General features: G+C 59.1%; 11 protein-coding genes. 9 read left to right on the top strand and 2 right to left on the bottom strand.

Translation table 11 applies throughout. The features are described 5' to 3' along the window. Window positions 1-10 precede the first annotated feature (10 nt). The 3 genes from puuR (at window position 11) to GT756_RS03360 (ending at window position 3,659) form a co-directional block, all read left to right on the top strand. Window positions 11-568, top strand: a complete 558-nt coding sequence (gene puuR, locus GT756_RS03350) for an HTH-type transcriptional regulator PuuR (RefSeq protein WP_002898590.1) — start codon at window positions 11-13, stop codon at window positions 566-568. 320 nt (window positions 569-888) lie between these two features. Continuing rightward, window positions 889-2,376, top strand: coding sequence for an aldehyde dehydrogenase PuuC (gene puuC / locus GT756_RS03355; protein ID WP_017899483.1), 1,488 nt, complete (start codon window positions 889-891; stop codon window positions 2,374-2,376). A 2-nt stretch (window positions 2,377-2,378) separates the two neighbouring features. Continuing rightward, window positions 2,379-3,659, top strand: a complete 1,281-nt coding sequence (locus tag GT756_RS03360) for an FAD-binding oxidoreductase (RefSeq protein ID WP_004201473.1) — start codon at window positions 2,379-2,381, stop codon at window positions 3,657-3,659. Here the strand turns inward: GT756_RS03360 and GT756_RS03365 are convergent. Beyond that, entirely contained in the window at window positions 3,656-4,618 is a 963-nt protein-coding gene (locus tag GT756_RS03365; protein ID WP_008805923.1) for a LysR substrate-binding domain-containing protein, read from the bottom strand. The genes GT756_RS03360 and GT756_RS03365 overlap by 4 nt on opposite strands. 82 nt (window positions 4,619-4,700) lie before the next feature. Between GT756_RS03365 and GT756_RS03370 the strand changes: the two genes are divergently transcribed. The 5 genes from GT756_RS03370 (at window position 4,701) to GT756_RS03390 (ending at window position 11,566) form a co-directional block, all read left to right on the top strand. Then, window positions 4,701-5,786: a tartrate dehydrogenase gene (locus GT756_RS03370; RefSeq protein WP_017899481.1), complete on the top strand. Its 1,086-nt coding sequence runs from the start codon at window positions 4,701-4,703 to the stop codon at window positions 5,784-5,786. Between the two features lie 522 nt (window positions 5,787-6,308). After that, complete coding sequence (locus GT756_RS03375; RefSeq protein WP_160124555.1) at window positions 6,309-7,916, top strand: BCCT family transporter; 1,608 nt, start codon at window positions 6,309-6,311, stop codon at window positions 7,914-7,916. A 36-nt stretch (window positions 7,917-7,952) separates the two neighbouring features. Beyond that, window positions 7,953-9,077, top strand: a complete 1,125-nt coding sequence (gene yeaW / locus GT756_RS03380; protein WP_004201468.1) for a carnitine monooxygenase, oxygenase subunit YeaW — start codon at window positions 7,953-7,955, stop codon at window positions 9,075-9,077. Window positions 9,078-9,095: 18 nt separating this feature from the next. Then, complete coding sequence (locus tag GT756_RS03385) at window positions 9,096-10,544, top strand: NAD-dependent succinate-semialdehyde dehydrogenase (RefSeq protein ID WP_064189307.1); 1,449 nt, start codon at window positions 9,096-9,098, stop codon at window positions 10,542-10,544. A 56-nt stretch (window positions 10,545-10,600) separates the two neighbouring features. Beyond that, window positions 10,601-11,566: a PDR/VanB family oxidoreductase gene (locus GT756_RS03390; RefSeq protein ID WP_017899478.1), complete on the top strand. Its 966-nt coding sequence runs from the start codon at window positions 10,601-10,603 to the stop codon at window positions 11,564-11,566. Between the two features lie 37 nt (window positions 11,567-11,603). Here GT756_RS03390 and ptsP read toward each other — a convergent pair whose 3' ends face one another. Continuing rightward, the gene (ptsP, locus tag GT756_RS03395) at window positions 11,604-14,105 is read right to left on the bottom strand and encodes a phosphoenolpyruvate--protein phosphotransferase (protein WP_064189308.1); all 2,502 of its coding nucleotides are present in this window, start codon (window positions 14,103-14,105) and stop codon (window positions 11,604-11,606) included. A gap of 309 nt (window positions 14,106-14,414) precedes the next feature. Here ptsP and GT756_RS03400 point away from each other — a divergent pair, with 309 nt between their 5' ends. Further along, a complete protein-coding gene (locus tag GT756_RS03400; protein WP_004201464.1) occupies window positions 14,415-15,491 on the top strand; it encodes a PTS fructose transporter subunit EIIC in 1,077 nt (358 codons plus the stop codon). The last annotated feature ends 14 nt before the right edge of the window (window positions 15,492-15,505 follow it).

Raw genomic sequence — 15,505 nt, forward strand, 5'->3', positions numbered from 1 at the left:
AAATGCAAATATGAGCGATGACGGACTGGCGCCAGGGAAACGTCTGTCAGAGATCCGCCAACAGCTGGGTCTTTCGCAGCGTCGTGCCGCCGAACTGTCTGGGTTAACACATAGTGCCATCAGCACCATAGAGCAGGACAAAGTCAGTCCTGCCATCAGTACGCTGCAAAAGCTGCTGAAAGTCTATGGGCTGTCGCTCTCGGAATTCTTTTCTGAACCCGAAAAGCCGGACGAACCCCAGGTGGTCATTAATCAGGATGACCTTATCGAAATGGGCAGTCAGGGCGTTTCCATGAAGCTGGTTCATAACGGAAATCCGAACCGTACGCTGGCGATGATTTTTGAAACTTACCAGCCTGGAACCACGACCGGGGAGAGGATCAAGCATCAGGGTGAGGAGATAGGCACCATACTGGAGGGTGAGATTGTGCTGACGATTAACGGTCAGTCGTACCACCTGGTGGCTGGACAGAGCTATGCCATTAATACCGGCATCCCGCACAGCTTCAGCAACACCTCGGCAGGCATCTGCCGCATCATCAGTGCCCACACCCCCACCACATTCTGAATATTTAGCCTGAACGAGGTTCAGGCTTTCTTCAGACCTGCGGCGGCGGAAATTTTATTTTCGTCGCCGCGAAAAACTCGCAGTCATAACGTTGGTGCCGGAAGGGAATCTTATTTCCTGCTGGCCCTGAAATAATTAACGCCGTGAATGGCGACTCACCCCTGAATTATTCGGCATGCAGACAACCTGTCGAAATTTAGGGTGATAAAACGGTATTCAACTCCGGGGATACACTATGCCCTGCGCCTGGCGCAGCGCCCCCGTGCAGCCTGAAAACGCCGAAATGATTAATTTGCCGATAATGTTTTTAAGGAGTCATGATGAATTTTCAGCACCTGGCTTACTGGCAGGAAAAAGCGAAAAGCCTGGCCATTGAAACACGATTATTTATTAACGGCGAATATTGCGCCGCGGTCGATAATACCACCTTTGAAACCATTGACCCTGCCGCGCAGCACACGTTAGCCCATGTCGCTCGCGGCAAAAAAGCCGACGTTGAGCTGGCGGTGAAGGCCGCGCGTCGGGTCTTTGATAACGGCGACTGGTCACAGGCCGCTCCCACGCAGCGTAAAGCGGTTCTCACACGCTTTGCCGACCTGATAGAGGCCCACTGCGAAGAGCTGGCGCTGCTGGAAACGCTGGATACCGGTAAGCCGATTCGCCACAGCCTGCGCGACGATATTCCCGGCGCCGCCCGCGCCATCCGCTGGTATGCCGAAGCGCTGGATAAAGTCTATGGCGAAGTGGCTCCTACCGGCAGCAACGAGCTGGCGATGATCGTCCGCGAACCGATTGGCGTCATCGCCGCGGTGGTGCCGTGGAACTTCCCGCTGCTGCTGGCCTGCTGGAAGCTCGGCCCGGCGCTGGCGGCGGGCAACAGCGTGATCCTTAAGCCCTCGGAAAAATCGCCGCTCACCGCGCTGCGCCTCGCCGGGCTGGCGAAAGAGGCGGGCCTGCCGGACGGCGTGCTGAACGTGGTCAGCGGCTTTGGTCACGAAGCCGGACAGGCGCTGGCCCTGCATCCAGACGTGGAGGTCCTTACCTTTACCGGCTCCACCCGCACCGGCAAGCAGCTGCTGAAAGACGCCGGCGACAGCAATATGAAACGCGTGTGGCTGGAAGCGGGCGGCAAGAGCGCCAACATCGTCTTCGCCGACTGCCCTGATCTGCAAAAAGCGGTCAGCGCCACCGCCGGCGGCATCTTCTACAACCAGGGGCAGGTGTGCATCGCCGGCACTCGCCTGCTGCTGGAGGAGAGCATCGCCGACGAGTTCCTGGCACGACTGAAAACCGAAGCGCAACACTGGCAGCCGGGCAACCCGCTCGACCCAAACACCACCATGGGCATGCTGATTGACAACACCCATGCCGACAGCGTGCACAGTTTTATTCGCGGCGGCGAAAGCAAAAGCACGCTGTTCCTCGACGGGCGGAAAAATCCGTGGCCTGCCGCCGTCGGCCCGACCATTTTTGTTGACGTCGACCCGGCCTCCACCCTCAGCCGGGAAGAGATCTTCGGCCCGGTGCTGGTGGTGACTCGCTTCAAAAGCGAAGACGAGGCGCTGCGGCTTGCCAACGACAGCGACTACGGCCTCGGCGCTGCGGTATGGACCCGCGATCTCTCACGCGCCCACCGCATGAGCCGCCGCCTGAAGGCCGGTTCGGTCTTCGTCAACAACTATAACGATGGTGATATGACCGTCCCCTTCGGCGGTTACAAACAGAGCGGCAACGGACGCGATAAGTCGCTGCACGCGCTGGAAAAATTCACCGAACTGAAAACCATCTGGATTGCCCTGGAGTCTTAATCATGACCGAACATACCACCAGCTATTACGCCGCCAGCGCCAACAAATATGAACCCTTTCCGACGCTGGACGAATCGATAAGCTGCGACGTCTGCGTCGTCGGCGGCGGCTACACCGGACTCTCGTCTGCCCTGCATCTGGCCGAAATGGGCTACGACGTGGTGGTGCTGGAAGGGGCGCGCATCGGCTTCGGCGCCAGCGGCCGCAATGGCGGTCAGCTGGTTAACTCCTACAGCCGCGATATCGACGTGATTGAAAAAAACTACGGCCCGGATGCCGCTAAAATGCTCGGCAGCATGATGTTCGAAGGCGGCGATATTATTCGCGAACGTATCCAGCGCTACCAGATCCAGTGCGATTATCGCCCGGGCGGCCTGTTCGTGGCGATGAATCACAAACAGCTGGAGACGCTGGAAGAACAGAAAGCCAACTGGGAGCGCTACGGCAACACGCAGCTGGAGCTGCTGGACAGAGAGGCGATTCGTCGCGAAGTGGACAGCGACCGCTACGTCGGCGCCCTGCTCGACCACAGCGGCGGCCATATTCATCCGCTCAACCTCGCCATCGGCGAAGCGGACGCCATTCGCCTGAACGGCGGCCGGGTCTATGAGCAGTCGCCGGTCACCCGCATTCAGCACTCCACTCCGGCAGTGGTCAGCACCGCCCGCGGCCAGGTCACTGCCCGCTATGTGATCGTCGCCGGCAACGCCTATCTCGGCGACAAACTGGAGCCGGAGCTGGCGAAGCGCAGCATGCCTTGCGGCACCCAGGTGGTCACCACCGCTCCGCTGTCGGAGGAGGTCGCTCGCTCGCTGATCCCGAAAAACTACTGTGTGGAAGACTGTAACTATCTGTTGGATTACTACCGCCTCACCGGCGACAACCGCCTGCTGTATGGCGGCGGCGTGGTCTACGGCGCCCGCGACCCGGACGATGTGGAACGGCTGATTATGCCGAAGCTGCTGAAAACCTTCCCGCAGCTGAAAGGGGTGAAAATCGACTACCGCTGGACCGGCAACTTCCTGTTGACCCTCTCAAGGATGCCGCAGTTTGGTCGCCTCGATACCAACATCTACTACATGCAGGGCTACAGCGGGCATGGGGTCACCTGTACCCACCTCGCCGGACGGTTGATTTCGGAACTGCTGCGCGGTGACGCTGAGCGTTTCGACGCCTTTGCCAAACTGCCGCACTACCCGTTCCCGGGCGGCCGCAGCCTGCGCATTCCCTTCACCGCCATGGGCGCCGCCTACTACAGTCTGCGCGACCGCCTGGGGGTTTAATCGCCTCTGCCGACGGCGCTGGCCGTCGGCTCATGCTGCGGATAGTGCTGCTGAAAGTAGTGGCGCAGAAACTCCACAGTGGTGCGAATTTTAGCCGACGTCGCCAGCCGGGAGACATAGACTGCCCAGACGTTGGCAGGCTGAAAGAATTCCGGCAGCACATGCACCAGATGGCCGCTGGCGATATTCTCCCGGACGTCCCACCATGAACGTAACGCAATTCCTTGCCCGTCCAGACACCACTGATGCACAATTTCACCATGGTTGGACGACAGCGGCCCGGTCACCTTGATCGCATGCTGCCCCTCTTTGCTGTGCAACTGCCAGATGCCAAACGGATGATCGCGTTCTTTAATCACCAGGCAGGGTAAGGCGGCCAGATCGCTCAGCTGTTTCGGCGGTGGATGGCGGGCAAGGAATTGCGGCGAGGCGCAGAGCACGCGGTGGTTGGCCGCCAGCTGGCGGGCAATCAGATTCGGCGCGATATCATCGCCCACACGAATATCGAGATCCACCCCTTCATTGACTAAATCCACCAGCCGGTCCTGGACATCGAAACGCAGTTCCAGCTGCGGGTACTGAAGGGCCAGCGCCGACAGCGCCGGGGCCACCACCCGGCGGCCAAAGCCGAAGCTACTGATAATACGCAGCGTTCCCTGCGGCACCTGGCGCACGTCGGAAAGCTCGTCCATCATCTCATCGACATCCTGCAAAATGCGCTGCGCCCATTCGTAGATCCGCTCCCCCTCCTCGGTAATGGTGACCCGGCGGGTGGTCCGGTGCAACAACACCACATTCAGGGTTTGCTCCAGCAGCGAAACCCGCTTGCTGACGAACGCCGGTGATACGCCAAGCTCTTCGGCGGCGGCGGCGAACCCGGCCCGGCGAGCGACCAGCATAAAGACGCGTAAATCATTTAGCAGCGGCAGATTATTCATGATCTGTGTTTTATGTTTCACCAGTTAGCGTGATTAATTATGAACCAGTCAATTATAGGATAGGCAGGTGGTCAAACATCATCGCTAAAAAGTGAGAACCGGAATGAAAAAAAACTATCGTATTGCCGCCATCCCGGGTGACGGAATTGGCAAAGAAGTTCTGCCTGAAGGGATTCGCGTGCTGCAAGCCGCCGCACAGCGTTGGGATCTGTCATTGAGCTTCGAGCAGATGGAGTGGGCAAGCTGCGAATATTATGCCCATCACGGCAAGATGATGCCGGACGACTGGCGCGAGCAGCTGCAGGGCTTCGATGCCATCTACTTCGGCGCCGTCGGCTGGCCGGATACCGTTCCCGACCACATTTCGCTGTGGGGGTCGCTGCTGAAGTTCCGCCGTGAGTTTGACCAATACGTCAACCTGCGTCCGGTGCGTCTGTTCCCCGGCGTCCCCTGCCCGCTGGCGGGCAAAAAGGCCGGCGATATCGATTTTTACGTGGTGCGCGAAAATACCGAAGGCGAATATTCCGCCCTCGGCGGGCGCGCCAATGAAGGCACCGAGCATGAAGTGGTGATTCAGGAGTCGGTCTTTACCCGCCGCGGCGTGGACCGGATCCTGCGCTACGCCTTCGAACTGGCGCAAAGCCGCCCACGCAAAACGCTGACCTCCGCAACCAAATCCAACGGTCTGGCGATCAGCATGCCCTACTGGGATGAGCGGGTGGAAGAGATGGCCAAAAACTATCCGGATATTCGCTGGGACAAGCAGCATATCGATATCCTGTGCGCCCGCTTCGTGCTGCAGCCGGAGCGTTTTGACGTGGTCGTCGGCTCCAATCTGTTCGGTGATATTCTCTCCGATCTCGGCCCGGCCTGTACCGGCACCATCGGTATTGCGCCATCGGCGAATCTCAACCCGGAGCGCACCTTCCCGTCGCTGTTCGAACCGGTTCACGGGTCGGCGCCGGATATCTATGGTAAAAATATCGCCAACCCGATCGCCACCATATGGGCCGGGGCGATGATGCTCGATTTTCTCGGCAACGGCGATGAGCGCTATCACGCCGCGCACAACGGCATTCTGGCGGCGATTGAGCAGGTGATTGCCAGCGGGCCGAAAACCCCGGATATGAAAGGCAGCGCGTCAACGCAACAGGTCAGCGACGCTATCTGCAAAGCCATTTTGGCGTAATTACCCAAGCCGCTCCCCGGTCGCGCGGCGCTTACCGGGGCTACAAAAGGCACGATAATGTAAAAACACGGCCCTCAGCCCGCATCCCTGCGGGCTGCCCCGACCTGCCGGGAACGTCTCAGCGATGTTGAGGCCACCAACACCGGCAGTTTCAGCAACAATGGTGAATAAATTAAAGGCAGGCCGCACGGACCGTAGCCCGGGTAAGGCGCAGCCGCTACCCGGGAAGACCTGCGCCAACTTCCCTCTCTTTTCGCTATGCAGAATCCCCCACGATTGACAAGTGGACCGCATCACAGCGTCAAACTTTATTAATTCCTGAAAAGACAGAACCTGCGCCAATTCACCTTTTATTATTTCCGTTCCGTGTTTTATTGCTTCACGAAACGGCCAATTGTTTAATTCATGTAACGAAGAAATAATCCGATTGTTAATAGCTTTTGCTACGAACCATGACCCTACAGCGTGATAACAACGACAGGCTAAAGCCACCGACGGGCAATCATGCCCAGGAGATCACCCATGTTGAGCAACGTAAAGAAAAAAGATGTGCCGCTGATTGCCATCAGCCTGGCGGCCATTGTTTTCATCGCCGCTACATTAAGTCTCTTCCCGCAGCAAACCGCGCAGGCGGCTGATTCGATTTTTAACGGCGTGACCCGCCTGCTGGGTTCCACGGTACAGGTACTGGTGCTGCTGGCGCTGGGACTGGTGCTCTATCTGGCGACCAGCAAATACGGCAATATCCGTCTCGGCGAAGGTAAAGTCGAATACAGTACCCTCTCATGGCTGTTTATGTTTATCTGCGCCGGGCTCGGCTCCTCCACGCTGTACTGGGGCGTCGCCGAATGGGCTTATTACTACCAGACCCCGGGCCTGAACATTGCCCCGCAATCGCCGAAAGCGCTGGAATACAGCATCCCTTATTCTTTCTTCCACTGGGGGGTTAGCGCCTGGGCGACCTACACTCTCGCCTCGCTGATCATGGCCTATCACTTCCACGTGCGGAAAAATAAAGGCCTCAGCCTCTCCGGGATCATTTCAGCGATCACCGGAGTGAGTCCGCAGGGCTTCTGGGGCCGTCTGGTCGATCTGATGTTCCTGATCGCTACCGTCGGCGCGTTAACCATTTCGCTGGTGGTCACTGCCGCCACCTTCACCCGCGGCCTGTCAGCGCTGGCCGGGCTGCCGGATAACTTCACCGTGCAGGCGTTTGTGATCCTGCTCTCCGGCGGTATTTTCTGCATGAGTTCGTGGATTGGCATCAACAACGGCCTGCAGCGCCTGAGCAAAATGGTCGGCTGGGGGGCATTTCTGCTGCCGTTGGTGGTATTACTGGTTGGCCCAACCGAATTCATCACCAATAACATCATTAACGCCGTCGGCCTGACGACTCAGAACTTCCTGCAGATGAGCCTGTTTACCGATCCCCTCGGCGACGGCGCCTTTACCCGCAACTGGACCGTCTTCTACTGGCTGTGGTGGATCTCCTATACCCCGGGCGTGGCGATGTTCGTCACCCGCGTCTCCCGCGGGCGCAAAATCAAAGAGGTGATATGGGGACTGCTCCTTGGTAGCACCGCCGGCTGCTGGTTCTTCTTTGGGGTGATGGAAAGCTACGCCATGCACCAGTTCGTTAACGGCGTGATTAACGTACCGCAGGTGATGCAGACTCTTGGCGGCGAAACCGCCGTCCAGCAGGTCCTGATGTCGCTGCCGGCAGGTAAGCTGTTCCTCGCCGCCTATCTGTTCGTGATGATTGTTTTTCTCGCCTCGCACATGGATGCGGTGGCCTACACCATGGCGGCGACCAGCACCCGCAACCTGCGCGAAGGCGACGATCCGGATCGCGGCATGCGCCTGTTCTGGTGCGTGGTAATCACCCTCATCCCGCTATCGATTCTGTTTACCGGCGCTTCGCTTGAGACCATGAAAACCACCGTGGTGCTGACCGCCCTACCATTCCTGGCCATTTTACTGATTAAAACCGGCGGCTTCGTGCGCTGGCTAAAACAGGACTACGCCCACGTGCCGGTCAATCAGATAGAAACCCATACGCCCGAGCCAATGATTAAAGCCGAGACGCTACCGGTTGGCACGGTACTCAAAGGCGACGGCCAGTCGCTGTAAAACTTCTTACTGACAATAATCACAAGGTGACCTTACATGAGCAATTTGAGCCCTGACTTTACTCTGCCGATTAACTTTTGCGCCAATCCGCAGGATGCCTGGACCATTCCGGCCCGTTTTTATACCGACAGCCAGGCGTTTGAACACGAGAAAGAGCGCATCTTCGCCAATAGCTGGATTTGCGTCGCCCACGGCAGCGAGGTCGCCCGGCCGAACGACTACATCACCCGGGAGATCATTGGCGAAAATATCGTTATCGTCCGCGGCCGCGACAACATTCTGCGCGCTTTCTATAACGTCTGCCCGCACCGCGGCCACCAGCTGCTGAGCGGTGAAGGTAAAGCCAAAAACGTGATTACCTGCCCCTATCACGCCTGGGCCTTCAAGCTTGACGGCAATCTCGCCCACGCCCGCAACTGCGAAAACGTGGCGAATTTCGATAGCGAAAAGGCGCAGCTGGTGCCGGTTCGCCTGGAAGAGTATGCCGGCTTTGTGTTTATCAATATGAATCCGCAAGCAGAGAGCGTGGAAACGCAGCTGCCGGGCCTGCAGGACAAAGTGTTGGAAGCCTGCCCGGACGTGCATGATCTGAAACTGGCGGCGCGCTTTACCACTCTCACCCCGGCGAACTGGAAAAATATCGTCGATAACTATCTGGAATGTTACCACTGCGGCCCGGCGCACCCGGGCTTCTCGGATTCCGTACAGGTTGACCGTTACTGGCACACCATGCACGGCAAATGGACGCTGCAGTATGGCTTCGCCAAGCCGTCCGAGCAGTCGTTTAAATTCGAAGAAGGTACCGACGCCGCGTTCCACGGTTTCTGGCTGTGGCCGTGCACCATGTTCAACGTGACGCCGATCAAGGGCATGATGACCGTGATCTATGAATTCCCGGTGGATGAAGAGACCACTCTGCAGAATTACGACATCTATTTCACCAACGAAGAGCTGACTGACGATCAGAAAGCGCTGATTGAGTGGTATCGCGACGTGTTCCGCCCGGAAGATTTACGCCTGGTGGAAAGCGTGCAGAAGGGGCTGAAGTCCCGCGGCTATCGCGGCCAGGGGCGCATTATGGCGGATAACAGCGGCAGCGGTATCTCCGAGCACGGTATCGCGCATTTCCACAATCTGGTGGCCCAGGTGTTCCAGCCGTAATCGTTGAAGGAGTTGGCTATGTCCGTGTTTCACTCAGATCTGTTTCGCCAGCAGGCGCTGATTGCCGGAAGCTGGCGCGACGCCGCCGACGGCACGACGCTTGCCGTCAGCAACCCTTCCACCGGCGCGACGCTCGGCCAGATCCCCAATATGGGTCGGGCGGAAGCGCAGCAGGCGGTGGATGCCGCCGCTGCCGCGCTGCCGGCATGGCGCGCGCTTACCGCCGCCCAGCGCGCCGCGTTATTGAAGAACTGGCACCGCCTGATCCTCGAAAACAAGACCGCGCTGGCGCAGATAATGACCGCCGAGCAGGGCAAGCCGCTGGCGGAAGCGGAAGGCGAAATCGCCTATGCCGCCTCATTTATCGAGTGGTTTGCCGAACAAGGGAAACGTGCCAACGGCGAGATAATCCCCTCCCCCAGCGCCGATAAACGCCTGATGGTGATCCGCCAGGGAGTGGGGGTCTGCGCGGCGATCACCCCGTGGAACTTCCCGGCGGCGATGATCACCCGTAAGGCCGGCCCGGCGCTGGCCGCGGGTTGTACGATGGTGATAAAGCCCGCCAACGAAACACCGTTTACCGCGCTGGCGATGGCGGAACTGGCGAATCAGGCCGGGATCCCGCAGGGCGTTATTAACGTTGTCACCGGACAGTCGCGTGAGATTGGCGCGGTTCTCACTGGCGATGAACGGGTGCGTAAGCTCTCCTTTACCGGCTCGACCGAAGTTGGCCGCGTGCTGATGCGCCAGTGCGCGGAATCCATCAAAAAGCTCTCTTTAGAGCTCGGGGGTAACGCGCCGTTTATCGTCTTTGATGACGCCGATATCGATAAAGCGGTCGAGGGAGCGCTGATCGCCAAGTTCCGCAACGCCGGGCAAACCTGCGTCTGCGTCAATCGCTTCTATATTCATCGCGCCGTCTACGACCAATTCTGCGATAAATTCGTCGCCCGCGTCGCCGCCCTGAAAGTGGGCGATGGCAGCGAGTCCGATGTCCAGATTGGCCCGCTGATCAACGCCGACGCCGGGCGCAAAGTCCAGTCCCTGCTCGACGACGCCCTGAGCCGCGGCGCCACGCTGTTAACCGGCGGTAAAGCGCACCCACTGGGCGGTAATTTTTTCACCCCTACGGTGATCGGCGACGTACAACCGGGGTCACTGCTGCTGCAGGAAGAGATTTTCGGCCCGGTGGCGGCGCTGGTGAAATTTGACGATGAGCAGCAGGTCATCGAGCAGGCGAATAACACCATCTACGGTCTCGCCTCCTATTTTTACAGCAACGATGCCGCCCGTATCTGGCGCGTCTCCGAGCAGCTGGAATACGGCATGGTCGGCATCAATACCGGACTGATTTCCAACGAAGTCGCGCCATTTGGCGGGGTGAAACAGTCGGGTCTTGGCCGCGAAGGCTCGGAACACGGAATCGAAGATTACCTGGAGATGAAGTATCTCTGCCAGGGGTTATAAATGTATTCTCCCGGCGGCGGCTCTGGCCACGCCGGGATTTTTGATGGAGTTCAGCGATGTCTGATTATCAAATGTTTGAGACGATCGTTCGCGATGTTGAACAGATCACCGCCCAGGTGAAGCGTTTTACGCTGGTGTCGCCGACCGGCGCCCCGCTGCCGGGATTCAGCGGCGGTAGCCATATTATCGTCCAGATGCAGGATGGCGAGCAGCGCTACAGCAATGCTTATTCGCTGATGAGCTCGCCGCTGGATACCACCAGCTGGCAGATTGCGGTGCGTCTTGAGTCGCCTTCCAAAGGCGGCTCGCGCTTTATGCACCAGCAGGTGCGCCCGGGCGATACCCTGACGGTGTCCACGCCCAACAACCTGTTCGCCATCGAACCACAGGCGCGAAAACATCTGCTGATCGCCGGCGGTATCGGCATTACGCCATTCTTGTCGCATATTCCGGAACTGGAACAACAGCAGGCCGACTGGCAGCTGCACTACTGTTTCCACGACGCCGACAATAATGCTTTCGTCGATGCGCTCAGCGCCGCGCCGTGGCGCGATCGGGTCAATATTCATGTATCAGCGCTCGGCAGCCGTCTCGACCTGCCGCGCCTGTTCGCCGACCTCGAGCCCGGAACCCACGTGTATACCTGCGGCCCGGCGGCGCTTAACGAGGCGGTGAAAGCCGCCGCCGAACGCCATCAGGTGCCCGCCAGTCAGCTGCACTTTGAGCAGTTTATCGTTGAGGATAAAGGCGGAGAGGCGTTTACCCTGGTGCTGGCGCGTTCCGGCCGCGAGTTTACCGTACCGCAGGACATGACCATTTTGCAGGTTATTGAGAATAACAAAGCGGCGAAGGTGGAATGTCTGTGCCGCGAAGGGGTCTGCGGCACCTGCGAAACGATGATTCTGGAAGGGGAAGCGGACCACCGCGATCAGTATTACAGCGAGGAAGAAAAAGCCAGCCAACAGAGTATGCTGATCTGCTGCTCGCGCGCCAAAGGCGGCCGGTTAGTGCTGGATTTATAGCTCGCTCTCCGGCCAGCGCCGCTGGCCGGAAAACTGATCATAGCTCCAGCTCGCGGCGCAGCAGTTGCGCGATATCTTCGCGGCTCTCTGCGGATACCAGAGATTGACGGAACTCCGCGTGCATAATGCGCCGCGCCAGCCGCGAGAAGATGCGCATATGCTGATCGCCCGCCGAGTGCTTATTCAGCGTCAGCATAATCACAAACTGCGCCTCTTCATCGCCCCACATCACCGGCTGCGCCAGCCGGGCGACGCTGATGGTCGACTGCTCAATATGCTCGGATTTACTGTGCGGTATGGCGAAGCTAAAGCCAAGCCCGGTGGAGAACACCGCCTCACGGGCCCACAGGTCAGCCTCCAGCTTGCGTGGGTAGCGGCAGCGACCGGCCAGCAGCAGGTTATCCGTCATCCCCTTCAGCACTTCTTCCTTACTACGCCAGTCGCTGTTGAGCGTAATGCACTCGGCGCTCACCAGCGGCACCTCCTGCTGGCGCATACGGAACTGGGCCAGCAGATGCTCCACTTCCAGCGAGGTACGGCACTGCATCGCCTGATTCAGCAGCTGACGGCAGGCGCGGCTGTCCAGCTGCGCCAGACGCGCTTTGGTCGCCGGGATCGCCGGCGCGCTCATACTCAGTTCATCCAGGCCGAGGCCGACCAGCAGCGGCAGCACCGAACCTTTGGCCCCCAGCTCGCCGCACAAGCCGATCCATTTCCCCTGCCGGTGCGCCGCCTGCACGGCATAGTCCAGCGCACGCAGGAAGGCCGGGTTGAGACTGTTGTAATGGCGCGTCACTTTCGCGTTATCGCGGTCGACCGCCAGAAGATACTGCGTTAAGTCATTGCTGCCGATGCTAAAGAAGTCCACCTCTTCGCAGCACTGATCGATGATGAACATCACCGACGGCACCTCCAGCATGATGCCCAGCGGGATTTTTTCATCAAACGGGATCTGTTCAACGCGCAGCGACTGTTTGGCCTCCGCCAGCCGCTCTTTCACCCACAGGATCTCTTCCATGGAGGAAATCATCGGGATCATGATCTTCAGCGCGCCGTGCGCCGAGGCGCGTAGAATCGCCCGCAGCTGAGTATGAAACAGCGCCTGGTACTCTTCATAAATGCGCACCGCGCGGTAGCCGAGGAAGGGGTTATTTTCCGCAGGAATGTTGAGATAGGCCACCGGCTTATCACCGCCGATATCCATAGTCCGCACAATAATGCTGCGCCCGGCGGCAGGCTCCAGTGCCTGACAGAAGATGTTGTAAAGCTCATCTTCCGATGGCGCGCCGGGCCGGTCCATATACAGCATCTCTGTGCGGAACAGGCCAACCGACTGCGCACCATTGTTGAATGCCGCCACCGCCTCTACCGAATGGGCGATGTTCGCCGCGATCTCGACGCGGATACCGTCTTCCGTCTGCCCTGGCTTATCCAGCCATACCTGCTGCTGTTGCTGGATCTGCGCCTGAACCCACGCCTCCTGCTGATAGTAGCGCGCCACCGCCGGACTCGGATCCACCACCAGCAGTCCGGCGGTGCCGTCGATCTGCACCTGGGTACCCTCCCACGGCAACAGTGCGTCGAGGTCAACCCCCACCAGGGTCGGAATATTGAACGAGCGGGCGAGGATCACGGTGTGCGACGTGGTGCCGCCGCCGCGCAGCAGCAGCCCTTTGAGATGCGCTTTATCCAGTTCGAGAAACTGGCTGGGGGTCAGCTCGTCGGCAAGGCAAATGGTGGCCTCCCGCAGCTGGCCCGGGGGCGGAAAGCGGGCTTCGCCATAGATATGTTGCAACAGCTGGAAGCAGACATCGCGCACATCGAGCACCCGCTCCTGTAGATAAGTGTTGCCGGAGTCGCGGAACCGTGCGCAGAAGTGGTCGCTGGTGGCGACAATCGCCTGCGCGCAGCTGAGGCCGGTAAGAATGCCGTCGAGCAGGTGCTGGCGCAGCGAGGCATCCGTCGCCAGCGAACGGTGGGCATCGAGGATTGCGCTGGCGGTGCCGTCGTTGTCCAGCAGCCGCAGCTCAATATCTTTTACCAGCAGGCGCAGGCCATTATCCAGCGCCGCCTGCTCCTGTTCAGGAGCGACGGCGCCCGGCAGTTCCCCCAGCTCATGCAGATCGCGGGATTTCAGGTGTATTAGCCTGCCCCCCGCGCTGCCGGCGCACACCGGGCGGGCATGAAACAGCGTCGGGTTCAGCCGCGAGAGCGACGCAGGCACCGGCTGGATCTCCAGCGCATGCGCAGCGGGCAGCGGCGCGTCGCACTGCGGGAATTCATTTTCGATAAAGGCGCTTAAGGCGGCGAACGCATCGGCTTCATCTTCGCCATGAATGACCAGCTGGCAGGCGTCGCCCTTCAGGGTATTGCTGCCGATGATCGCCAGCGCGCTCTTGGCATTTCCGCTGGTCTCGCGGCGCAGATTGCGCCACTCAATCGCCGATGAAAAACGGTTACACAGCGTTTCGACCAGACTGGCCGGACGCGCATGCACGCCGTTTGGCAAATCACATGTAAACTCAATGACCAGAGCCATCGCCTTCCTCCTGAGCAATCCATTATTTACCCAAAAGGTAATGAATGAAGGGGCCGGGGACTAGGTGATAAAACTGGCAATTACTGGACTATTGTACACACGATACTTTTTTATGCCCGCCATCACAATTCCATCCATTTAGCGCTCATCCTTCCTGCCATCATTAAGATTTGAGGTGGATCGCAATTCCTTTCTAACATTACAAATGTCCAGTAAATGCACTTTTTCTCTACTGTTTTATGCGGCGCCCTTTTTCTAATGTTGAGCCATCAATACTGTCACGGGCCCTACAGCGCTCAGGAGCAAACAATGAACGAACTGGTGCAAATACTAAAAAATACCCGCCAGCATCTGATGACCGGCGTGTCACACATGATCCCCTTTGTGGTCTCCGGTGGGATCCTGCTGGCGGTGTCCGTCATGTTGTATGGCAAAGGCGCAGTTCCCGATGCCGCCACCGATCCCAACCTGAAGAAGCTGTTTGACATCGGCGTCGCCGGGCTGACGCTGATGGTCCCTTTTCTCGCCGCCTACATCGGGTACTCCATCGCCGACCGCGCCGCGCTGGCGCCCTGCGCCATCGGCGCCTGGGTGGGCAACAGCTTCGGCGCCGGCTTCTTCGGCGCGCTGATCGCCGGCATGATCGGCGGCCTGGTGGTCTACTACCTGAAAAAAATACCGGTCCACAAGGTGCTGCGCTCGGTGATGCCGATTTTCATTATTCCCATCATCGGCACCTTTATTACCGCCGGGATCATGATGTGGGGGCTCGGCGAACCGGTGGGCGCGCTAACCGCTAACCTGACCGGCTGGCTGCAGGGTATGCGTGAAGGCAGCATCGTGGTGCTGGCCATCATTATGGGCCTGATGCTGGCCTTTGATATGGGCGGCCCGGTGAACAAAGTGGCCTACGCCTTCATGTTGATCTGCGTCTCGCAGGGGATCTACAGCGTGGTGGCTATCGCCGCCGTCGGCATCGCCGTGCCGCCGCTGGGGATGGGGTTGGCGACGCTGATCGGCCGTAAATATTTCACCGCCGAAGAGCGGGAAACCGGCAAAGCGGCGCTGGTGATGGGCTGCGTCGGGGTCACTGAAGGGGCGATTCCCTTTGCCGCTGCCGACCCGCTGCGCGTTATTCCGGCCAATATGATTGGCGCTGCCAGCGGCTGCGTCACCGCGGCGCTGTTGGGGGCCCAGTGTTACGCCGGCTGGGGCGGGCTCATCGTGCTGCCGGTGGTTCAGGGCAAACTCGGCTTTATCGCCGCGCTGTTGGTCGGTGCCTGCGTCAGCGCCGCCTGCGTCATTGTGCTGAAAGCGCTGGCTAAAAAGAAATCGTCTGACGCTAAAGCCGACGACGAATTAGATCTTGATTTCGAAATTAACTAACAGACTGGAAGGAA

This window comes from Klebsiella sp. Q2 (assembly GCF_009900705.1).
GTDB lineage: Bacteria > Pseudomonadota > Gammaproteobacteria > Enterobacterales > Enterobacteriaceae > Klebsiella > Klebsiella quasipneumoniae.

Coding starts and splice junctions, on each gene's coding strand:
- puuR (WP_002898590.1), top strand. CDS start 11: ATGAGCGATGACGGACTGGCGCCAGGGAAACGTCTGTCAGAGATCCGC.
- puuC (WP_017899483.1), top strand. CDS start 889: ATGAATTTTCAGCACCTGGCTTACTGGCAGGAAAAAGCGAAAAGCCTG.
- GT756_RS03360 (WP_004201473.1), top strand. CDS start 2,379: ATGACCGAACATACCACCAGCTATTACGCCGCCAGCGCCAACAAATAT.
- GT756_RS03370 (WP_017899481.1), top strand. CDS start 4,701: ATGAAAAAAAACTATCGTATTGCCGCCATCCCGGGTGACGGAATTGGC.
- GT756_RS03375 (WP_160124555.1), top strand. CDS start 6,309: ATGTTGAGCAACGTAAAGAAAAAAGATGTGCCGCTGATTGCCATCAGC.
- yeaW (WP_004201468.1), top strand. CDS start 7,953: ATGAGCAATTTGAGCCCTGACTTTACTCTGCCGATTAACTTTTGCGCC.
- GT756_RS03385 (WP_064189307.1), top strand. CDS start 9,096: ATGTCCGTGTTTCACTCAGATCTGTTTCGCCAGCAGGCGCTGATTGCC.
- GT756_RS03390 (WP_017899478.1), top strand. CDS start 10,601: ATGTCTGATTATCAAATGTTTGAGACGATCGTTCGCGATGTTGAACAG.
- ptsP (WP_064189308.1), bottom strand. CDS start 14,105: ATGGCTCTGGTCATTGAGTTTACATGTGATTTGCCAAACGGCGTGCAT.
- GT756_RS03400 (WP_004201464.1), top strand. CDS start 14,415: ATGAACGAACTGGTGCAAATACTAAAAAATACCCGCCAGCATCTGATG.